Origin of the sequence: Phenylobacterium sp. CCH9-H3, from assembly GCF_001557235.1 — a bacterium.
Lineage (GTDB): Bacteria > Pseudomonadota > Alphaproteobacteria > Caulobacterales > Caulobacteraceae > Phenylobacterium.
In genome coordinates this window covers 42,508-61,526 of record NZ_LSJI01000139.1, presented here as the reverse complement: position 1 = coordinate 61,526, position 19,019 = coordinate 42,508, and the positions used below count along the sequence as shown (strand labels likewise).

14 protein-coding genes are annotated in these 19,019 nt (G+C 69.3%); 6 read left to right on the top strand and 8 right to left on the bottom strand.

Annotated features, from left to right (window positions below):
* Window positions 1-35: 35 nt before the first annotated feature.
* The 3 genes from AX721_RS13345 to AX721_RS13335 all read right to left on the bottom strand — a co-directional run bounded on the left by AX721_RS13345 (window position 36) and on the right by AX721_RS13335 (window position 3,144).
* Entirely contained in the window at window positions 36-332 is a 297-nt protein-coding gene (locus tag AX721_RS13345) for a hypothetical protein (protein WP_068876486.1), read from the bottom strand.
* Between the two features lie 95 nt (window positions 333-427).
* Window positions 428-2,632, bottom strand: coding sequence for a xanthine dehydrogenase family protein molybdopterin-binding subunit (locus tag AX721_RS13340; protein WP_068876485.1), 2,205 nt, complete (start codon window positions 2,630-2,632; stop codon window positions 428-430).
* A gap of 11 nt (window positions 2,633-2,643) precedes the next feature.
* Window positions 2,644-3,144, bottom strand: coding sequence for a (2Fe-2S)-binding protein (locus tag AX721_RS13335; RefSeq protein ID WP_068876484.1), 501 nt, complete (start codon window positions 3,142-3,144; stop codon window positions 2,644-2,646).
* 129 nt (window positions 3,145-3,273) lie between these two features.
* On the opposite strand from AX721_RS13335, the gene AX721_RS13330 reads away from it, so the two are divergent.
* The 4 genes from AX721_RS13330 (at window position 3,274) to AX721_RS13315 (ending at window position 8,390) form a co-directional block, all read left to right on the top strand.
* The gene (locus AX721_RS13330; protein WP_068876483.1) at window positions 3,274-3,612 is read left to right on the top strand and encodes a cytochrome c family protein; all 339 of its coding nucleotides are present in this window, start codon (window positions 3,274-3,276) and stop codon (window positions 3,610-3,612) included.
* Window positions 3,613-3,614: 2 nt separating this feature from the next.
* Window positions 3,615-4,499: a bifunctional precorrin-2 dehydrogenase/sirohydrochlorin ferrochelatase gene (locus AX721_RS13325; RefSeq protein ID WP_068876482.1), complete on the top strand. Its 885-nt coding sequence runs from the start codon at window positions 3,615-3,617 to the stop codon at window positions 4,497-4,499.
* Window positions 4,500-4,658: 159 nt separating this feature from the next.
* Complete coding sequence (locus AX721_RS13320) at window positions 4,659-6,989, top strand: TonB-dependent receptor (RefSeq protein WP_231733447.1); 2,331 nt, start codon at window positions 4,659-4,661, stop codon at window positions 6,987-6,989.
* A gap of 45 nt (window positions 6,990-7,034) precedes the next feature.
* Complete coding sequence (locus AX721_RS13315; protein ID WP_231733448.1) at window positions 7,035-8,390, top strand: dipeptidase; 1,356 nt, start codon at window positions 7,035-7,037, stop codon at window positions 8,388-8,390.
* A gap of 92 nt (window positions 8,391-8,482) precedes the next feature.
* Here AX721_RS13315 and AX721_RS13310 read toward each other — a convergent pair whose 3' ends face one another.
* The 3 genes from AX721_RS13310 to AX721_RS13300 form a co-directional block, all read right to left on the bottom strand.
* Window positions 8,483-10,138, bottom strand: a complete 1,656-nt coding sequence (locus AX721_RS13310; protein ID WP_068876480.1) for an MFS transporter — start codon at window positions 10,136-10,138, stop codon at window positions 8,483-8,485.
* Window positions 10,139-10,195: 57 nt separating this feature from the next.
* The gene (locus AX721_RS13305) at window positions 10,196-12,007 is read right to left on the bottom strand and encodes a DUF885 family protein (RefSeq protein ID WP_068876479.1); all 1,812 of its coding nucleotides are present in this window, start codon (window positions 12,005-12,007) and stop codon (window positions 10,196-10,198) included.
* A 77-nt stretch (window positions 12,008-12,084) separates the two neighbouring features.
* Window positions 12,085-12,744, bottom strand: a complete 660-nt coding sequence (locus tag AX721_RS13300; protein WP_068876478.1) for a PEPxxWA-CTERM sorting domain-containing protein — start codon at window positions 12,742-12,744, stop codon at window positions 12,085-12,087.
* 268 nt (window positions 12,745-13,012) lie between these two features.
* On the opposite strand from AX721_RS13300, the gene AX721_RS13295 reads away from it, so the two are divergent.
* A complete protein-coding gene (locus AX721_RS13295; protein WP_156467163.1) occupies window positions 13,013-14,641 on the top strand; it encodes a histidine kinase in 1,629 nt (542 codons plus the stop codon).
* Entirely contained in the window at window positions 14,641-15,264 is a 624-nt protein-coding gene (locus AX721_RS13290; RefSeq protein WP_068876476.1) for a response regulator transcription factor, read from the top strand. Before AX721_RS13295 ends, AX721_RS13290 begins: the two co-directional genes overlap by 1 nt.
* Here the strand turns inward: AX721_RS13290 and AX721_RS13285 are convergent, their stop codons facing one another.
* Window positions 15,265-17,619, bottom strand: coding sequence for a PAS domain-containing hybrid sensor histidine kinase/response regulator (locus tag AX721_RS13285; protein ID WP_082765782.1), 2,355 nt, complete (start codon window positions 17,617-17,619; stop codon window positions 15,265-15,267).
* 132 nt (window positions 17,620-17,751) lie between these two features.
* Window positions 17,752-18,942: an acyl-CoA dehydrogenase gene (locus AX721_RS13280; protein ID WP_068876474.1), complete on the bottom strand. Its 1,191-nt coding sequence runs from the start codon at window positions 18,940-18,942 to the stop codon at window positions 17,752-17,754.
* Window positions 18,943-19,019: the final 77 nt, after the last annotated feature.

The following is a 19,019-nucleotide window of genomic DNA, read 5'->3' as shown; positions in this document are numbered from 1 at the left end:
CCAAGGGGCCTTTTCCGTTCCGTCCCGCAGACGGCCTACTTCCGGGCGGCGTCCTCGATGGCGTCGGCCTTCTTCTCCGCCGCTTCCTCGGTCGCCTCGGCCTTGGCTTCCAGGCTCTCGGCCGCGGCCTCGCCCTTGGCTTCCATGGCGTCGGCGGCGGCCTCGGCGTTCGCCTTCATGGCGTCGGCCTGGGCGCCCATCTGGTCGGCGGCGGCTTCGGCCTTGGCCTCGACGGCGTCGGCCTGGGCTTCAGCGGCCTTTTCCGCCGGCTGGCTGCAGGCGGCGAGGCTCATCGCGCCGAGGGCGGCGATGGCAAGGGTCGCGATACGCATGGGTCTCTCCTGAGTAGTCTGCCCGACAGAAGCGCACGAAACCGTGATTGGTTCATTGGGAACCGCACAGCTCGTTCCACAGCCGGGCGGCCGCCTCAGGTCTTCACGAACGGCTGGCTGAGAACCGGCTGCCCCGTGATGGAGAGCAGGGCGTTGGCGACCGCGGGGCCGATCACCGGCGTGCCGGGCTCGCCCACGCCGCTGGGCGGCGCATTGGACGGCACGATGTAGGTTTCCACCGTCGGCGCCTCGGAGTTCCGCAGCACCCGGTAGGTGTCGAAGTTCGCCTGATCCACCGCGCCGTCGGCAAGGGTGATGTTCCCGAACAGCGCCGCCGACAGGCCATAGCAGGTCCCGCCCTCCATCTGCGCCGCGATCTGGTCGGGCGAGATGGCCGTCCCACAGTCGATCGCCGTGACCACGCGGCCGACCTTCGGCGTTCCGTCCTCGAGCTTCACCTCGGCGATCTGGGCCACCACCGAGCCGAAGCTCTCGTGCACCGCCACGCCCCGGGTCCAGCCGTCCGACGCCGGCGTGGTCCAGCCGGCCTTCTCGGCCGCCAGGTTCAGCACCGCCAGGTGCCGGGTCGCCCCGGCCTTCTGATAGAGGGCCCGGCGATAGTCGACCGGATCCTTGCCGGCCTTCTTCGCGAGCTGATCGATGGTGTGCTCCATCACATAGGCCGTGTGGGTGGCGCCGACCGAGCGCCACCATAGCACCGGCACGCCCGCGTCCGGCGTGATGAGCTGGGCGTCGACGATCGGCGTGGCCTTGAGGTAGGGCGAGCCCATCGCCCCTTCGACCGCGGTGAAGTCGATGCCGCCGCCGCCGGGCGATCCGGGCGGCGCGCCCTTCATGATCGACTGGGTGACGATCCGGTGCCGCCAGGTCGCCGGGAAGCCCTCGGCGTCCGTGGTCACCCGAACCGCGTGGTGCACCAGCGGCCGGTAGTAGCCAGCGCGCATGTCGTCTTCCCGCGTCCAGACCAGCTTCACCGGGCGGCCCTTGCCCACCTTCTTGGCGATGTGGACGCACTCGACCACGTAGTCCGACTGGAAGGTCGCCCGCCGTCCGAACGAGCCGCCGGCGAACAGGGTCTCGATCTCCACCGAGCCGGGAAGGGCGAGCACGACCCGGGCCGTGTTGAGCTGGTCCAGCGTCGGCGTCTGCGAGCCGAAGATCAGCTTCGTCGGGCCCTTGCCCACCATGGCCACGCAGTTCATCGGCTCCATGGTGGCGTGGGCCAGGTAGGGGAAGTCGTAGGCCGCCTCGACCGCCGCAGTCCCGGCCGCCGCCTTCGCGGCGTCGCCCTTGGAATCGAAGCCTTTCCAGCCGGTCTTCTCATCGTCGGGCGCGGCGGTCTTGCCCGACGCCAGGTCCTTGAATTCCTGGAGAAGCTGGGCCGAGCCTCGCGTCTCGGCCTTGGACTCGTCCCACTCCACCTTCAGCGCGTCGCGGCCCAGCTTGGCCGCCCAGGTGGAGTTGGCCACCACCGCCACGCCGGTCGGGATCTCGTACACATTGACCACGCCGGGGACCTTCTTGGCCTCGGTCGCGTCGAAGGACTTCACCTTGGCTCCGAACTTCGGCGCGTGCGCCACCATCGCCACCAGCATGTCCTTCAGCCGGACGTCCTGGGTGTAGCGGGCCGTGCCGTCGCTCTTGGCCTGGGCGTCCTTGCGGCGCACCCGGTCGGTGCCGATCAGGGTGAAGGCCTTGGGATCCTTCAGCGCGGGTTTCTCGGGCGGCGCCACCTTGGCGGCGTCGGCCACCAGTTCGCCGAATCCGGCCTGTTTGCCCGAGGCGTGCGCGATGACGCCGTTGGAGACGGTGATCTCCGACGCCGGCACACCCCACTTGGCGGCGGCCGCCGACACGAACATCGCCCGCGCCGCGGCGCCCGCCGTCCTGAGCTGGGTCCAGGAATTGGCGATGGCCGACGAGCCGCCGGTGCCCTGCGTGCCGCCCATGTTGACGTTGCCATAGAGCTTGGCGTTGGCGGCGGCCTGCTCGACCTTCACCCGGCTCCAGTCGGCGTCCAGTTCCTCGGCGGCGATGGCCGCCAGGCCCGCATGGTTCCCCTGGCCGAACTCGATGTGCTTGGAGATGACCGTGACGGTTCCGTCGGGCGCGAACTTCAGGAAGGGGCCGAATGCGCCCACCTCGATCTTCGAGCCGGCCGACAGCACGTCGGGTATTGAACAGCCGACCAGCAGCGAGCTGCCGGCCAGGGTGGCGCCGACCACCAGGACGTCCCGGCGGCTGGCGGCGGCGACGATGTCCTTGAAGGGCTTGTTCATGGCGCTTTCCCTCAGGCGGCCGGAGTCGCCGCGGGCGCGGCGGCAGGGTCGGCCGGGGTGGCGGCCGGCATGGCTGCGGCCTCCTTGATGGCGGCGCGGATGCGCTGATAGGCCCCGCAGCGGCAGATGTGGCCGTCCATCGCCCCTGTGATCGCCGCATCGTCGGGGCTCGGGTTCGACGCCAGGAGGGCGGTGGCGCTCATGATCTGGCCGGATTGGCAGTAGCCGCACTGCGGCACGTCCAGCTTCACCCAGGCCTGCTGGACCGGGTGATTGCCCCCCAAACCCTCAATCGTGGTGATTTTCGCGGCGCCGATCGCGGAAATCGGCGTCTGGCACGCGCGGATGGGCTGGCCGTCCGCCAGGACGGTGCAGGCCCCGCATTGGGCGATGCCACAACCGTATTTCGTTCCAGTCAGGCCCAGTTCATCTCGCAGCACCCAAAGGAGGGGCGTGTCCGGCGGCGAGTTGACGTTCAGGGGCCGTCCGTTCACATCCACCGTAGTCGCCATGAGGCCGCTCCGTCCGACTGATTTGGCTTCGATCCTAACGTTGTTCAGACCGCGTCGTAAATTCCCGCGTTGGCTTGGGAAGACGCTCACAGGTAATCCGTACCGGCCCTACGAACTTCAGGAGACTCCATGCTTCGCGTCGCCGCCGCCGCTCTGGTCCTTTCGCTCGCCGCCGCGCCGGCCCTGGCCGCCGACGGCCAGCAGCTGTTCAACATGCAGTGCAAGATGTGCCACGGCGGCTCGCCCATGGGGCCCGGCCTCGCCGGCGTCGCGGGGCGCAAGATCGCCGAGGGTCCGTTCGCCTATTCGACCGGCCTGAAGAACAAGGGCGGGACCTGGACCGACGCCAACCTCGACGCCTATCTGAAGAGCCCGACGGCGTTTGCGCCCGGCACCAAGATGATGATCTCGGTGGCCAACAACGAGAACCGCGCCGCCATCATCGGCTACCTCAAGACCCTGAAGTAGGCATGGACGCCTTCCCCGCCTTCTTTCCGCTGGCCGGCCGCTCGGTGGCCATCGCGGGCGAGGGCGAGGGGGCGGAGGCCAAGGCGCGGCTGTTCGAAGGCTCGCCCGCGACGGTGCTGCGGCTGACCGGCGCAGACGCCCTCGATCCTCGCTCATACGCGGGCGTGACCCTGGCTTTCGTCGCCGCCGCTGACGACCGGTGGGCCGAGGCGGCCGCCGAGGCCGCCCGCGCCGCGAACGTGCCGGTGAACGTCGTCGACCGGCCGGCCCTCTGCGACTTCACGACCCCGGCGGTCATCGACCGCGGCGAGGTGGTGGCCGCCATCGGCACCGGCGGCGCCTCGCCCATGCTGGCCACCATGCTCCGCCACGACATCGAGGCGCGCGTGCCCGAGGGAACGGGCCGGATCGCCGCCCTCTTCCGCTCGATGCAGGACGAGGTGCGCGGGGCGCTCCCCGACGCCAACGCCCGCCGGCGCTTCCTGCGCGCGGCCCTGGCCGGCCCCGCCGCCGAGGCGGCCATGGAGGGCGACATGGACGGCGCGCGCGAGCGCCTCCGCGCCGCCCTGTTCGACACGCCCACCCTGGCGGGACGGGTGCAGTACGTTGACGCCCGCGGTCCCGCCGACCTTCTGACCCTGCGGGCGGTTCGGGCGCTGGCGGCCGCCGACGTGCTGGTCTGCGACCCGGAAGCCCACCCCGACGTCCTCAGCCTGGCCCGGCGCGACGCCGAGCGGTTCGAGGGGCGCACCCACGACCAGTTGGCCGGGTTCGCCGCCGAAGGCCTGACGGTCGCGCGACTGATCACCGGCTCGTCCTGGCGCACCGAACAGGCCGCCTTGCAAGCCGCCGGCGTCACGACCGAGATCCTGCCGATCGCCTCCTGAAGTCGCGGGCGCCAACGAACGCGGCGCCCGCCGGTCATCTCTTGCTCATCAGCGACCGACCGTGCCTTTTTCGGCGCGGACCGGCCGTCATGTCCTTGTCGCAATGGCGAGGCCTCACCCCTTGTCCCCTGAGACAACAAGCGCGAGGGGGCGATGGATATGACGTTCAAGGCATATGCGGCGCGGCGGCTGGTGAGCGTGGGCGCGCTGCTCGGGGCGCTGGCCGCCTCGGAGGCGACGGCTCAGACCCGCCCGCCCGAGATCGAGGAGCTGGTGGTCACCGGTTCGCGGGTGTCCGAGGCGACGGTCGCCATCGGCACGGACCACGCCACCGCCACGGTCTCGATCACCAGCGACGCCCTGCTGTCGGCGCCGGCGGGCATCACCGGCCTGAAGATGCTGGAGAGCCTGCCGGGCTTCAACGTCCAGGCCAACGACGCCCTCGGCATGTACGAGTTCGGCAACTCCGTCTCCGTCCGGGCCTTCAACTTCCAGCAGATCGGCTTCCTGCTGGACGACGTGCCCATGGGGCGTTCGGACCAGTTCGGGGGCTCGCCGATCTATCGCTACGTGGACAACGAGAACCTGGCCCGGGTGACCGCGTCGGCCGGCTCGGGCGACGTGTCGCTCGCCAGCTACGCCTCGCTGGGCCCGATCGTCAGCTACATCAGCCGCGGGCCGGCCGAAGAGTTCGGCGGTCGCGTCAGCTACAGCCGCGGCAGCGACGAGCTGCTGCGCGCCTTCGTCCGCCTCGATACCGGCGAGCACAACGGCTTCTCCGCCTTCGGCAGCTTCTCGACCGTCTCCGGCGAGCTGTGGCGCGGGCCCGGCACCATCGACCGCGACCACTACGAAGGCCAGCTCCGCTACCGGTTCGGCGAAGGCTCCGTGACCTTCCAGACCGTCCACAACAAGTACTTCGACTACGACAGCCCCTCGATCACCAAGGCCCAGTACGCCGGCACGGCAGGGGACATCTTCGGCCGCAGCGGGCGGGACTTCGCCTACCTCGGCTACATCCCGGTCCCCGGGGCGCTGGGCTCGGCGGCCACGGCCACGTCCCTGCCGATCACCGCGGCGGGGGTGCCGTACTCGAACAGCAACTACAGCCAGTACTACAAGTTCGCGATCAACAGCCGCGAGGACCACCTCTACGCCCTGACGCTGAAGACGCCGCTGGGCGAGGCGGTCGACGTCTCCGTCACGGGCTACTACGAGGACAAGGAAGGCTACGGCGTCTCGCCCGAGGCCTACGCGACCTCGCTGGCCAACCACAACGCCGAGCGCCTGATCGTGCCGGGCCTCTTCGCGCCGCGTGGCATCCAGTATGGCCTGTCCACCATCGACGGCACGCGCAAGGGCGTGACCGGCAATCTGACTTGGCGTTGGGGGATCAACACGATCCAGGCCGGCGCCTGGTACGAGGACGACGACTATCACCGCACCCAGCAGCGCTATAACGTCGAAAACGGTCACCCCGACGGCGCGCCGCTCTTCAACGAGCCGGTCCACCTGCAGCGCAACTACACCTCGAACCGCAAGACCCTGCAGGTCTTCGTCAAGGACACCATCAGCCTGTTGGACGATCGCCTGAAGGTCGACGTGGGCTTCAAGGGCCTGGACATCGACTACGAGATCAGCGGCTACCGGAACCCCGCCGACTTCATCAACCGGCGCACCCCCACCATCACCGACAGCTGGAAGGACTACTTCCTGCCCCAGGTCGGCGCGGTGTGGTCGGTCACCGACCGCGACCAGGTCTTCGCCTCCTACTCCGAGAACATGGCCCTGCCGCGCGGCGCGGACGACATCTTCTCGGCGGCCAGCCCCCTGGCGCCCGGCCCCGACGCCGAGAAGGCCAAGAACTACGAGCTGGGCGTGCGCACCAACCGGCCGACGTTCAACGCCTCGCTGGTCGCCTACTTCACCAAGTTCGACAACCGGCTGCAGTCCTTCGCCTCGCCGGTGCCCGGCAGCACCACCACCGAAACCTTCTTCCAGAACGTGGGGGCGGTGGAGGCCAAGGGCGCCGAGTTCAGCGGCCAGTGGAAGCCCGAGCTGTTCGGCGGCAAGGTCTATTTCAACGCCAACGTCTCGTACAACATCTCGGAATTCAAAGACAATTTCTCGACGTTCCTGATCGCCGGCAACAAGGTGCCCGACTTCCCGAAATGGCTGTTCCAGGGCGGCGTAACCTTCGAGCCGGTCCAGGGGGCGATCTTCAACCTGTCGGCGCGGACCATCTCCAAGCGCTACACCAACTTCACCAACACCGAGGCGACGGGCGGCTACACCATCCTGGCCGCCTACCTCGACCTGGGCGACGGGGTGGACTGGGGCTACCTCAAGAACGTCAAGGCCCGGGTCAATGTCGACAACCTGCTGGACGAGGATTACCTCGGCACGATCAGCACCACGGTGAACACGCCGGCCTTCTTCCGCCCGGGGCCGCGGCGGACGGTGCAGGTGACGTTGTCGACGGAGTTCTGATGCTCGCCGGGCCGGCCGCGCGTTGACCGGCCCGGCGACCTCTGCATGCTGGTGGTCTGGATCGAGGGGCGTATTCCGATGGCGTTGAAAAGGGCGGCGGCCTGCGGGGCCGCGATGGCGGTGCTGGCGTGGGCCGGCTCGGCGGGGGCTCAGACGGTCGATCCCAAGATCGCCGCGCGGGTCGACAGGGTGCTGGCCAGGACGCCGCTGATCGACGGCCACAACGACCTGCCGGGCGAGATCCGGGGCCGGGCCGGCGGCGACGTCGGCAAGATCGACCTGCGCTCCGACACCTCCCAGCTCAAGGGGCCCCGTCCGGGCTCCATCGGCCTGATGACCGACATCCCGCGCCTGAAGAAGGGCCGGGTCGGCGGCCAGTTCTGGTCTGTATTCATATCCCCGCAGTATGACGGCCCCATCGCCGTGCAGATGACGATGGAACAGATCGACATCGTGAAGGGTATGGCGACACGTTATCCCGACGTGTTCGAGATGGCCTACACCGCCGACGACGTGGTCCGCGTCCACAAGGCCGGCAAGGTCGCCTCGCTGATCGGCATCGAGGGCGGGCACCAGATCAACGACAGCCTGCCGGTGCTGCGCCAGATGTACGCCGCCGGGGCCCGGTACATGACGCTCACCCACGCCATCAACAACCGCTGGGCCGACAGCGCCACGGCCAATCCCACCCATAACGGCCTGACTCCCTTCGGCAAGGCGGTGGTGGCCGAGATGAACCGGCTGGGCATGCTGGTCGACCTCAGCCACGTCTCGGAGAAGACGATGAAGGACGCCCTGGCCGCCACCCAGGCGCCGGTGATCTTCTCCCACTCCGGGGCCAAGTCCGTGGCGGACCACGCCCGTAACGTCTCGGACGAGGTGCTGGCGCTGGTGAAGGCGAACCGCGGCGTGGTCATGGTCAACTTCGCCACGACCTACGTGTCCGAGGCGCGCAACCGCTGGGCCGCCGACCGCTCGGCGGAGCAGGCCCGGTACAACTCACCCCCGTTCGGCGGGCTCTACATCGGCCAGCCGGAGCGGGCCAAGGCAGCCATGGACGCCTGGGACAAGGCCAATCCCGGCCCGCCCGCCACCCTGGCCCAGGTCGCCGACCACGTGGAGCATCTGGCCAAGGTCTGTGGCGTGGATTGCGTGGGCATCGGCTCGGACTTCGACGGCATCGGCGACACGCCGGTGGGCCTGGAGGGGGTGGACAAGTTCCCCGACCTGCTGGCCGAACTGGCCCGCCGCGGCTGGTCCGACGAGGACCTGGGCAAGCTGGCCGGCGGCAACGTCCTGCGCGCCCTGCGCGAGGCTGAGGCGGTGGCGAAGAAGCTGCAGGCCACAACGCAGCCGTCCTACGCCAAGCTGGCCGACCTCGACGGTCCAGCGAAGCCCTAAGATTCAAACCGCAGAAAGCGCAGAAGACGCGGAAGAAGAGCTCGAGTCCCTTCTGCGCCTTTCTGCGGTTCCCCAAACTGGCCTGCGGCCAGCTATGAGAGCGGCTTGCCCTTGGTCTCGGGCAGGAAGATCAGGCAGACCACGATCGAGATCGCCGTGAACGCCAGCGGGTACCAGAGGCCGGAATAAAGGTCCCCCACCGTGGTCACGATGGCGAAGGCGGTGAAGGGCACGAACCCGCCGACCCAGCCGGTGCCGATGTGGTAGGGCAGGGACATGGCCGTGTAGCGCACCCGGGTCGGGAACAGCTCCACCAGGCAGGCGGCGATCGGCCCGTAGAGCGCCGTGGCGGCCGTCACGAACACCAGCAGCACCCCGAAGGCGCCGAACAGGTTCATCCGCGCGGGGTCGGCCTTGGCCGGATAGCCGGCTTGGGCCAGCGCCGTCTTCAGCCGGGTCTCGACGCTGGCCTTCACCGCCTTGGCGACCGCCGGCGACCGGCCTTCGGCGCTGGTGGACGGGATGGTCTGGGCGCCGATGCGCACCAGGGCCGGCTGGCCCGGGGCGCCGGCCTCGTTGCGATACGACACCCCCGCGTTGGCGAGCGTCGACTTGGCGATGTCGCACGAGGAGACGAAGCTGGCCTTGCCGACGGGATCGAACTGCACCGAGCAGTCCGCGGGATCGGCGATCACCACCACGGGCGTTGCGGCCTGGGCCTCGGCCAGCGCCGGGTTCAGCGTCTTCGACAACATCTGGAAGCCGGGGAAGTAGGCGGCCGTCATCAGCACCATGCCGAACAGCATCACCGCCTTGCGGCCGATCCGGTCCGAAAGCCACCCGAAGAAGACATACAGCACCGCGCTGGCCGCGGTGGCCGACAGCATCAGCAGGTTGATCGTCTCGGGCGGGACCTTCAGGAACCGCTCCATGAAGGTCTGCACGTAGAAGAAGGCCGTGTACCAGACGGCGCCTTGCGCGAACATCACGCCCACCAGGGCGATCAGCACCAGCTTCAGGTTCGGCCAGTGGCCGAAGGCTTCCTTGAACGGCGCCTTGGTCTCGTTGCCCTCGGCCTTCAGCTTGGCGAACTCGGGGCTCTCGGTCAGCTTCAGGCGCATCCAGATCGAGATCGCCAGCAGCACGCCGGAAAAGAGGAACGGGACCCGCCAGCCCCAGGCGTCGAACGCCTCGTTGCCGACCGCCAGGCGCGTCAGCAGGATCACGATCAGCGCCCCGAACAAGCCGAACGCCGCCGATGTCTGGATCCAGCTCGTCGCCCGGCCGCGACCGTTGGCCGGCGCGTGCTCGGCCACATAGATCGCCGCCCCGCCGTACTCACCGCCCAGGGCGAAGCCCTGGATGATCCGCATCAGGATCAGCAGCGCCGGCCCGATGATGCCCGCCTGGGTGTAGCTGGGCAGCAGGCCGATCGCGACCGTGGCGCCGCCCATCAGCAGCACCGTGGCCAGGAAAGCCCCCTTGCGGCCCGCCTTGTCGCCGATGCGGCCGAACACCAGCGCCCCCAAGGGCCGGAACAGAAACCCGGCCCCGAACAGCGCCAGGGCCGCGGCCAGGCCGGCCGTCTCGGGCAGTCCGGTGAAGAAGGTCTTGGAGATGACGCCGGTCAGGCTTCCGAAGACGAAGAAGTCGTACCACTCGAAGGTCGTGCCGGCGGCCGAGGCGGCCACCACGGTGCGTAGCGACGTCGGCTTGCGGCCAGCGTCCGTCGCGGCGATCTCCGCCATACTTTGTCTTCCTTCCCCAAGGACTTGTGCGATCCCGTCTAGCGCGGAACTTCGCCGTCATACCAGCGTCGTCTTCACCACCCGCTCCAGCACCACCAGCGGCATGCGCCCGCGGCGCAGAACCTCGTGGAACTGCCTGATGTCGAAGCGTTCGCCCAAGCGCGTGCGGGCGTCTTCGCGCAGCCGGACCCACTCGTTGTGGCCCACCTTGTAGCTGCAGGCCTGGCCCGGCCACACGCAGTAGCGGTCGATCTCGCGCTGCATGCCGCCCCGCGGCCGGCCCGTGGCCTCGACCATGTAGTTCGTGGCCCTCTCCCGGCTCCAGCGCTTGGCATGCAGCCCGGTGTCCACCACCAGCCGCACCGCCCGGAACAGGATCGACTGCAGATAGCCGATCCGGCCCAGCGGGTCGGCGTCGTAGCAGCCCAGCTCGTCGCCCAACTGCTCGGCGTAGAGGCCCCAGCCCTCGCCATAGGCCGAGAACCCCCCGCCCTGCCGCCGCAGCATCGGGATGTCCGTCGACTGCTGAGCGATGGCGCCCTGCCACAGGTGCCCCGGATAGGCCTCGTGGAACGCCAGGCTGGGCAGCGAATAGCGCGGCCACTCGGCCGTATCCTTGAGGTTGATGTAGAACCGCCCCGGCCGCTTGCCGTCCAGCGAAGCGCCCTGGGCGTAGCCGTTGGCCGCGCCGTCCTCGATTGCGGGCGGCACCCGCACGATCTCCATCGGGGCGTTCGGGATGGTGGCGAACACCTGGGGCAACCGCGTCTCGATGTCGGCGACCCGGGTGTTTAGATAGGCCAGCAGTTCGGCGCGGCCGGCGTCGGTATTGGCATAAAGCTGGTCCGGCCGGTGGTTTAGCGCCACCAGCCGCTCGGTGACCGTGCCGCCGGTCAGCCCCTCGGCGCGCAGCAGGGTGTCGATCTGGGCGGTCAGCGCCTTCACCTGCTCGAGGCCGAGCTGATGGATCTCCTCGGGCTTGAGCGCGGTGGTGGTCTGGTAGGCCACCGCGCCGGCATAGTAGGCCTCGCCGTCGGGGATCTTCCAGATGCCGGCATCGTCGCTGGCCGTCTTGCGCAGCGCGTCCACGGCCGCCTTCTGGCGCTCGACGGCGGGCCGCACGGCCTTGGCCAGGATGTCGTCGGCGCGGGACTTCCAGTCCCCCGCGATCCCCGCCGCGGCCGCCTTCTTCGCAAACGCCGTGGACAGGCCGTCCGACGCCGCCAGCTTGCCGAGCTGGGCGCTCGTCTGCTCCAGCAGGAACCCGGGCGTCAGCACGCCGCGCGCCGCGTCGGCCTTCAGGCTGGCGGTGGTGGCGTCCAGAGCCGCCGCAAAGCCCCGCAGGCGCTGCAGATAGGCGTCGGCGTCGGCCGCCGTGGCCACGGGATGCTTGGAATCCAGGAAGTCCGGCAGCGCCTGGTACGGCCCGGAAAGCTGGCTCACCACATAGGGCGAGTAGGGCGCGTACGAGAAGCTCGCCGATGCGCCTTCGCCAAAGCGGAACCGCTCGCCGCCGTTCACCGCCGTCTCGTACTGGTAGCGCACGACGTCGTAGTCGATCTGCGCGGCGGGACCGAGGCGGGCGCGGTCGATGGCCTTCAGCCGCGTCAGCCGCCCCTTGGTCCGCTGGAACATCGCGTCCCGCCCGGCCGGCGAATAATCGCTCAGCCTGGCCCGCAAGCCCGCCCGGGCGCCCACGTCCAGGCCCAGGCTGGTGGCGGCTTCGGGGGCCTCGTCGATCTGCTCCTCCCAGAACCGGTCCAGCAGCGCCCGTAGCTTCTGGTCCTCGGCCTGGCCCTGCGCCTGCGCCGGCAGGGCGGTGACGAGCGCCGCCCCGGCGGCGCCCTGGAGGAAGAGCCTGCGATCCATGGTGGTCCCCAACGCAACGAAGCGCGGGACCCTACCGGACGCGTGGAGGGTGGCAAGACGGCGCGCGCCGCGGCCGGTCAGGCCAGGTGGGCCGCCTGCTGACGGCGTCGGAGCATCGCGCCCGAGCCAAGGAAACCGAAGATCATCAGGGCCCAGCTAGCCGGTTCGGGAACGGGCGCCGCCTGAAATGCGCCGGCCAGATCGTCGAACTCCAGCGAATTGCGGGCCGATGCGAACACGACCTGCGTCACGCCGAAGCTGCCGAAGTCGTAGGTCAGCCGCCGGCCCCAAGCCGGGTCGCCCAGCGTCGCCGAGAGCGGCTGCCAAAGCTGTGAGCCCTGCAGGGTGAAATCGTAGCCCTCGCCGATGAACCGGATGGAATTGTAGCTGTCGGGCGAGCCCATGTAGAGGCTGAGCTTCCTCAGCGGCTTGACCGACGTGAGGGTCGCCGACTTGCCGCCCAGGATCGTCACGTACTTGGTGAGATCGCCGGGCGGGGGGACGGACACATTCGTCTGCGTTCCCTGCGAACCCAGGCGGATCATCCCGCCTGTGAACGTGAACCCGGCCGTGATCGGCGCATCGAAGTTGTCGATCATGAACATGTCGGCCGGCAGCGGCGTGCTGGCCGTCTGCCAGGACAGCGTCGGCTTGAGGGGCGTGGCGGCCAAGACGGGCGTCGCCACGATGGCGATCGCGGCGGAAAGGGCCGTCAGGGCGGTGCGCAGGAACGTCATGCTCGAACTCCGTGCCGGCGCGTGAGAACGGTCCGCCGGTGGTCCGAAACTAGGCCGTTGCGGTGCAGTGCAACAATCCGGGCTGACGGTAGGGGGGCGCCCCTATCCTTTGGTCAGGTGTCGCCGCTCGGCTCGATCCGGAATATTGGGTTCAAGGGATGGGCTCCGCGTTCGACGCACGCGCCCTGGAAACGGCGGAACAGGGCCTTTGAACGGCGGCCATCTCTTCTCGGTGCGCAGCGGTCGCGTGGTGGCCACGGGCCGCGCCGTGCTGGCGCTGTTCATGCTGGCGTCGTTCCTGCTCGGCGACAGGGCCTCGCAGTTCGGCGACCGGATCGTCGTCCTGTTGCTGTTCGCCAACCTCGCCTGGAGCCTGCTGGTGCTGGGCGCCAGCCGCAACCGCCTGCTGGTCTATCGGCTCGCGCAGGCCGCGATCTTTCTGGCGGCTGTGGACTTCGCCCTGATCACCGTACTGCTGTATCTCACCAGCGGCGCGGACAGCCCGTTCTTCAGCCCGTTCATCATTCTCATTCTGGGCGCGACAATCCAATGGGGGTCGCGGGGCGCCCTGACGGCCGGACTCCTTACCCTGCTCGCCTTCGCGCCCGCAGGGTGGCAGGTGATGTTCGGGCACGACCGGTCGGTGGGCGCCGCTCAGGTCTTCGTGCTGCGTCTCGGCTACACAATGGTGGTCTTCGTCATGCTGATGGCGTTCGGACGGCACGTCGAAAGGGTGGTGGACGAACTCTCGCGCCTCTCCGATCCGCTTGCGGAGGTCGACCCGGAGCCGGACGGCGGGCCGCCGATCCGCGAGTGCCTGCGCCACGCACTGTGGGTGTTCGGAGCCGAGCGCGGCATGTTCCTCTGGGAGGAGCAGGACGAGCCCAACGCGACCTTGACGCTGCTGAACCGCGAACACTTCGAAACCAGGGACCTCAAGCCCGGCGGCGAAGACTGGGTGGCGCCCGAGGCGGCGGACAGGGTCTTCCTCTTCCATCGGGCCAGCGGAACCACACTGATGCGCAAAGGCGGGCGCGTCGTGACCGGCCCTTCCAGGCCGATCGCCGAGGCCCTGGTCTCGCAGGCCACCTTCGACCGCGCGCTGGTCGTCCCGGCCTTCACGCCGAACCTGTCGGGGTGGGTCCTGATCTTCGATCATGACGAACCTGCCAACGAGGACCTCGCGGTTGGGGCCATGGTGAGCGCCCAGGTATCGGTGGCGCTGGAGCGCTGGGACACTCAGCGCACCCTCCGCCTGGCTGCGGCGGCCGAGGACCGGGTCCGCCTCGCCCGGGATCTGCACGATGGCGTGCTTCAGTTCCTCGCGGGCGCCGGTCTGCAGATCGACGGCCTGACCCGCATGGATCTGCCCGAGGAAGCGCGGGCCCGGATCGCGACCCTGCGGCAGGCGATCGCCGACGAGCAGCACGAACTGCGCGGCTTCATTTCCACGCTGCGGCCCTCGCGCAGCGAGCGGCTGGCGCCCGACCAGCTCCTCGGCCCGGAGCTGGGCCAGTTGGCTGACCGCCTGTCGCGATACTGGACGATCGAGGTATCCGCTGCGGTCGAGCCTCCTGACCTCACCGTGCCACGCCGGCTCGCCTATGATCTGGGCCGCATCGTCCGGGAATCGGTGGCCAATGCGGTCCGCCACGGCGGAGCCGGGCGCGTGCGCGTGCTCGCCGAAGCGGGCGGGACACGCCTCGGCTTGCGCATCGAGGACGACGGCCGCGGCTTTGAGTTCCAGGGCGTGATGCCGGCGGAGCAGATCGAGCGGTCGGGCGGCGCCCCCAGCTCGCTCCACGAGCGCGTCCGGGCGCTGCAGGGGCGCCTGGAGTTGCGGTCGAGTCCCAATGGGGCGACCGTTGCGATCGACATGCCGTTGGGGACCGCCTGATGACGACCGTGGTGGTGGCCGACGATCATCCCCTGATGCTCGACGCCGTGGCCGGCCTTTTCCGCCCGCCGGCCTTCGCGGTCCTCGCGCGTTGCCAGGATGGCCTTCAGGCCAGACACGCGATCCAGGAGCACGCGCCGGACCTGGCGGTGCTGGACGTGCATATGCCGCGCGTGACGGGACTGGAGTTGCTCGCCCAGGCGCGGGCCGAAGGATGGCCCACCAAGATCCTGTTGCTGACGGCGGGTCTGGAGCCGGAGCCGATCGTCGAGGCGATCCGTCTCAAGGTCGACGGCCTGATCCTCAAGGGCGCCGGGGCGGACATCCTGGTGCGTGCGGCCGAAGCGGTTGCGTCCGGCTCGCAGTGGATCGACAAGGAGGCCATGGCGCAGGTCATCGGCATACTGGCCGAGCCGCCCAAGGCCGAACCGATCGCCCTGACCCCGCGCGAGACCGACGTCGTGCGGCACGTGGCGCAGGGGCGCCGCAACAAGGAGATCGCGCGCAATCTGGGAATCTCGGAAGGCACGGTGAAGATGCACCTGCACAACATCTACGAGAAGCTGGCGGTGTCATCCCGCACCGAGCTTGCGATCCTGGCCCGGGAGCGCAAGCTAGGCTGACTACGCCGCCGCGGTGTCCGCCTCGCCGTCCGGCACGTCGCGGTTGGCGGCGGCCTGGGCGATCTCGGCCAGCAGCAGTCCGGGCGCGATGGGCTTGCCCACGACACCGTCCATGCCGGCGTCCAGATAGGCCTGTCGTTGGTGGGCGAGCACGTTGGCGGTCAGGGCCACGATCGGCGTGGCGGCCGGGGCGCCGCCCAGGGCGCGGATGCGGCGCGCGGCCTCAACCCCGTCGATGCCGGGCATCTGGATGTCCATGAGGATCAGGTCGAAGCCGCCCTGCGCCGCGGCCTCCACCCCCGCATAGCCGTCGGGGGCCGTCTCCACCGCCGCGCCCAGGTTTTCCAGGAGCTTGGTGGCGATCAGCCGGTTGGTGGGATTGTCTTCGACGACCAGCACGCGCACGCCGTCCAGCAGGGTGTCCAGGGCCTCGGCCGCCTCGACCTGGGCTTCGGCGACCTCGGCGCGCACCTCGATCCAGAAGGTGGAGCCCTGGCCTTCGAGGGACGTGAAGCCCACGTCGCCGTCCATCATCTCGGCCAGCCGCCGCGTGATCGCCAGTCCCAGGCCAGAGCCCCCGAACCTGCGGGTCGTGGATGCGTCGGCCTGGTTGAACCGCTCGAACAGCCGCTCCTGAGCGGCTTCCGGGATGCCCACCCCGGTGTCTTCGACCTCGAAGCGCAGCACGCCAGGCTCGGGACGCCGACAGCGCACCACCACGCGGCCGGCTTCCGTGAACTTCACGGCGTTGCCCACCAGGTTGAACAGGGCCTGGCGCAGGCGGACGGGATCGGACCTGACCCACCCGAGCGCCGGGTCGGCGTCGACCAGCAGCTGCAGGTTCTTGGCCTTGGCCTGGGGTTCCAGCAGGCGCACCACGCCTTCGACCAGCATCGCCGGATCCACCGGCTCGCAGGCCAGCTCCAGGCGCCCGGCCTCGATCTTCGAGAAGTCGATGACGTCGTTCAGCAGTTCGGCCAGCATCTGGCCGCAGGACAGGGCCTCGCGGAGCAGGCCGCGCCCGTCGTCGGTCAGCCGCTCGTTCTTCAGGAGGTGCAGCACGCCCATCACGCCGTTCATGGGCGTGCGGATCTCGTGGCTCATATTGGCCAGGAAGGCGGCCTTGGCCTCGGCGGCGGCTTCGGCGGCGGCCTGGGCCTCCTTCAGCGCGATCTCCTGGCGCTTGAGTGTGTCGCAATCCTGCACCAGGCCCACGGCCTTCAGCCAGCGGCCGTTCCGCGACGTGACCAGGTGGTGGAACACCCGCACCCAGCGCTCGCTGCCGTCCGGCCGCACGATCCGAGCCTCGAAGCTTTCGCCTGAGTTCTTGTCCCCGCGGTGCAGGGCGCGGAACGAGGCGCGCACGTGCGGCAGGTCGTCCACGTGGAAGCCGGGATAGCGAAGCTGGGTGGCCTCCTCGTAGTTCGAGTTCTTGCGGCCGGTGATCCGTTCGAACTCCGGCGAGCACCAGAAGGTCTTGCCGATGTGATCGATCTCGTAGACGCCGGCCTCGGCGGCTTCCAGCGCCAGGTTCAGGCGTCCGGCCAGGGCCTGGGCCTCGCGACGGGCCTTGCGGGCCGTCTGCTCGCCCTTCCGGGCCGCGTCCCGCGCCTGCGCCAGCTCGGTGATGTCCTCCGAAATCCCCTTCAGGGCGTGGAGCCCCGGCGCGATCCTTTCGGTGCGGACCGTGACCCGCATTGTCAACCAGCGGTCGCGGGCGCGAATGCGGTGCTCGATGCGGAGGTCGCCGCCGTTTTCCACGGCGTCGGTCATGATCTGCGCCATCTTCGCCCGGTCGCGGGGATGGACGATCTGGTAGAAGCGCTCGGCGGTCCATTCGGCGGGGTCCAGGCCGACCAACTCGATGATCTCGTCCGACCACCAGATCACGCCCTTGCGCGGGTCGAACTCCCAGACGCCGATGCCGGCGGCGGCGCCCAGCGCCTTGCGCGTCCGCCGGGCCTCCTCGCTCTCCTCGCGATAGGCCCGCTCGTCGGTGACGTCGCGCATGCTGCCGATGTGGGCGCCGTTCTCCATGACCTGGCGCCGGGCGGCGACCCAGCGCCACCTGCCGTGCCGGTCCTTGAGGCGCACCTCCGCCTCGCTCACGTCGCCGGGATGGGCGACGTCGGCGCGGGAGCGGATTCCCGCGATCTCGTCGGGATGGCAGAAGTCGAAGACCGACCGGCCGACCAGCTCGTCCTGGCTCAGGCCGGTGAAGTCGGCCCAGGCCTGGTTGACCTGCAGCAGGGTTCCATCCGGCGCGACGACCTGCATGAGGTCGCGGCTGTTGTCGAACAGCCACTGCGCCATACGGGCCCTGTCGGCGGCGCCTTGAGCGCTCTTCCGAGCCATGCGTTCTCCCCGCGCCTGTCGCCGGTCGGCGGCTAAGCTGGCGCAGGGGTACGCCGGGAGTGTAAATTTAACGTTGTGCCAAAAATCGACGTTTTGTCGCGTAGTCGACGTTATCGCTGATAAGTCAGGAACTTAGAACGCGCTCTCGCCTGTGATGGCCCGACCCAGGATGAGCGCGTGCACATCGTGGGCGCCCTCGTAGGTGTTCACCGTCTCCAGGTTCGAGGCGTGCCGCATCACGTGGTACTCACCCGAGATGCCGTTGCCGCCGTGCATGTCGCGCGCGACGCGGGCGATATCCAGCGCCTTGCCGCAGTTGTTGCGCTTCAGCATCGAGATGGCTTCCGGCACCCACGCGCCCTCGTCGATCAGCCGGCCCAGCGCCAGGGCCCCTTCGAAGCCGAGGGCGATCTCGGTGGACATGTCGGCCAGCTTCTTCTGCACCAGCTGGCGCGAGGCCAGGGTGCGGCCGAACAGGCTGCGGCTGGACACATAGTCGCGGCTGGCGTGCAGGCAGAACTCCGCCGCCCCCATGGCCCCCCAGGCGATGCCGTAGCGGGCCTTGTTCAGGCACGAGAACGGCCCGCGCAGCCCTTCCACGCCCGGCAGCATGGCGTCTTCCGGCACGTGCACGTCGCTGAGCGAGATCTCGCCCGTGACCGAAGCGCGCAGGGACAGCTTGTTCTTGATCTGGGGCGTCTCGAAGCCCTTGGTCCCGCGTTCCACCAGGAAGCCGCGGATCTTGCCGTCCAGCTTGGCCCAGACCAGGGCCACGTCGCTGACCGGGCTGTTCGTGATCCACATCTTGGCCCCGTTCAGCACGTAGCCGTCCGAGACCTTCTTCGCCACGGTGCGCATCGAGGCCGGGTCCGAGCCGCCGTCCGGCTCGGTCAGGCCGAAGCAGCCGATGATGCGGCCGGCGGCCATGCCGGGCAGGTATTTGCGCTTCTGCTCTTCCGAGCCGAACGCGTAGATCGGGTACATGACCAGCGAGCTCTGCACGCTCATGGCCGAGCGGTAGCCGCTATCGATCGCCTCGATCTCGCGGGCGATCAGGCCATAGGCCACGTGGTTCACGCCGGCGCAGCCGTACTCCTCGGGCAGCGTCGGGCCTAGGAAGCCCAGCTCGCCCATTTCGGTCATGATCTCGCGGTCGAACCGCTCCTCGGCATAGGCCGAGACCACCCGGGGCAAGAGCTTCTCGCGGGCGTACTGGCGGGCGGCCTCCCAGACCATCCGCTCCTCTTCCGACAGGCGCGAGGACAGGTCGAGCGGGTCATCCCAGCGGTAGGTCTTCTGGGGCGCGCCAGAGTCGAGCGGCATGGGAGGTCTCCGTGGCGTTAGGTCGGGGGCGGGATAACGGCTTTTCCCGCGGCCGGGTAGGCGCCTTCGCGTTTCGC

What these genes read in the sequence shown, in the direction of transcription:
- AX721_RS13325 (WP_068876482.1), top strand. Translation starts at nt 3,615, where the DNA reads ATGGACGCCTTCCCCGCCTTCTTTCCGCTGGCCGGCCGCTCGGTGGCC.
- AX721_RS13340 (WP_068876485.1), bottom strand. Translation starts at nt 2,632, where the DNA reads ATGAACAAGCCCTTCAAGGACATCGTCGCCGCCGCCAGCCGCCGGGAC.
- AX721_RS13290 (WP_068876476.1), top strand. Translation starts at nt 14,641, where the DNA reads ATGACGACCGTGGTGGTGGCCGACGATCATCCCCTGATGCTCGACGCC.
- AX721_RS13305 (WP_068876479.1), bottom strand. Translation starts at nt 12,007, where the DNA reads ATGGATCGCAGGCTCTTCCTCCAGGGCGCCGCCGGGGCGGCGCTCGTC.
- AX721_RS13310 (WP_068876480.1), bottom strand. Translation starts at nt 10,138, where the DNA reads ATGGCGGAGATCGCCGCGACGGACGCTGGCCGCAAGCCGACGTCGCTA.
- AX721_RS13285 (WP_082765782.1), bottom strand. Translation starts at nt 17,619, where the DNA reads ATGGCTCGGAAGAGCGCTCAAGGCGCCGCCGACAGGGCCCGTATGGCG.
- AX721_RS13335 (WP_068876484.1), bottom strand. Translation starts at nt 3,144, where the DNA reads ATGGCGACTACGGTGGATGTGAACGGACGGCCCCTGAACGTCAACTCG.
- AX721_RS13330 (WP_068876483.1), top strand. Translation starts at nt 3,274, where the DNA reads ATGCTTCGCGTCGCCGCCGCCGCTCTGGTCCTTTCGCTCGCCGCCGCG.
- AX721_RS13345 (WP_068876486.1), bottom strand. Translation starts at nt 332, where the DNA reads ATGCGTATCGCGACCCTTGCCATCGCCGCCCTCGGCGCGATGAGCCTC.
- AX721_RS13300 (WP_068876478.1), bottom strand. Translation starts at nt 12,744, where the DNA reads ATGACGTTCCTGCGCACCGCCCTGACGGCCCTTTCCGCCGCGATCGCC.
- AX721_RS13280 (WP_068876474.1), bottom strand. Translation starts at nt 18,942, where the DNA reads ATGCCGCTCGACTCTGGCGCGCCCCAGAAGACCTACCGCTGGGATGAC.
- AX721_RS13320 (WP_231733447.1), top strand. Translation starts at nt 4,659, where the DNA reads ATGACGTTCAAGGCATATGCGGCGCGGCGGCTGGTGAGCGTGGGCGCG.
- AX721_RS13315 (WP_231733448.1), top strand. Translation starts at nt 7,035, where the DNA reads ATGCTGGTGGTCTGGATCGAGGGGCGTATTCCGATGGCGTTGAAAAGG.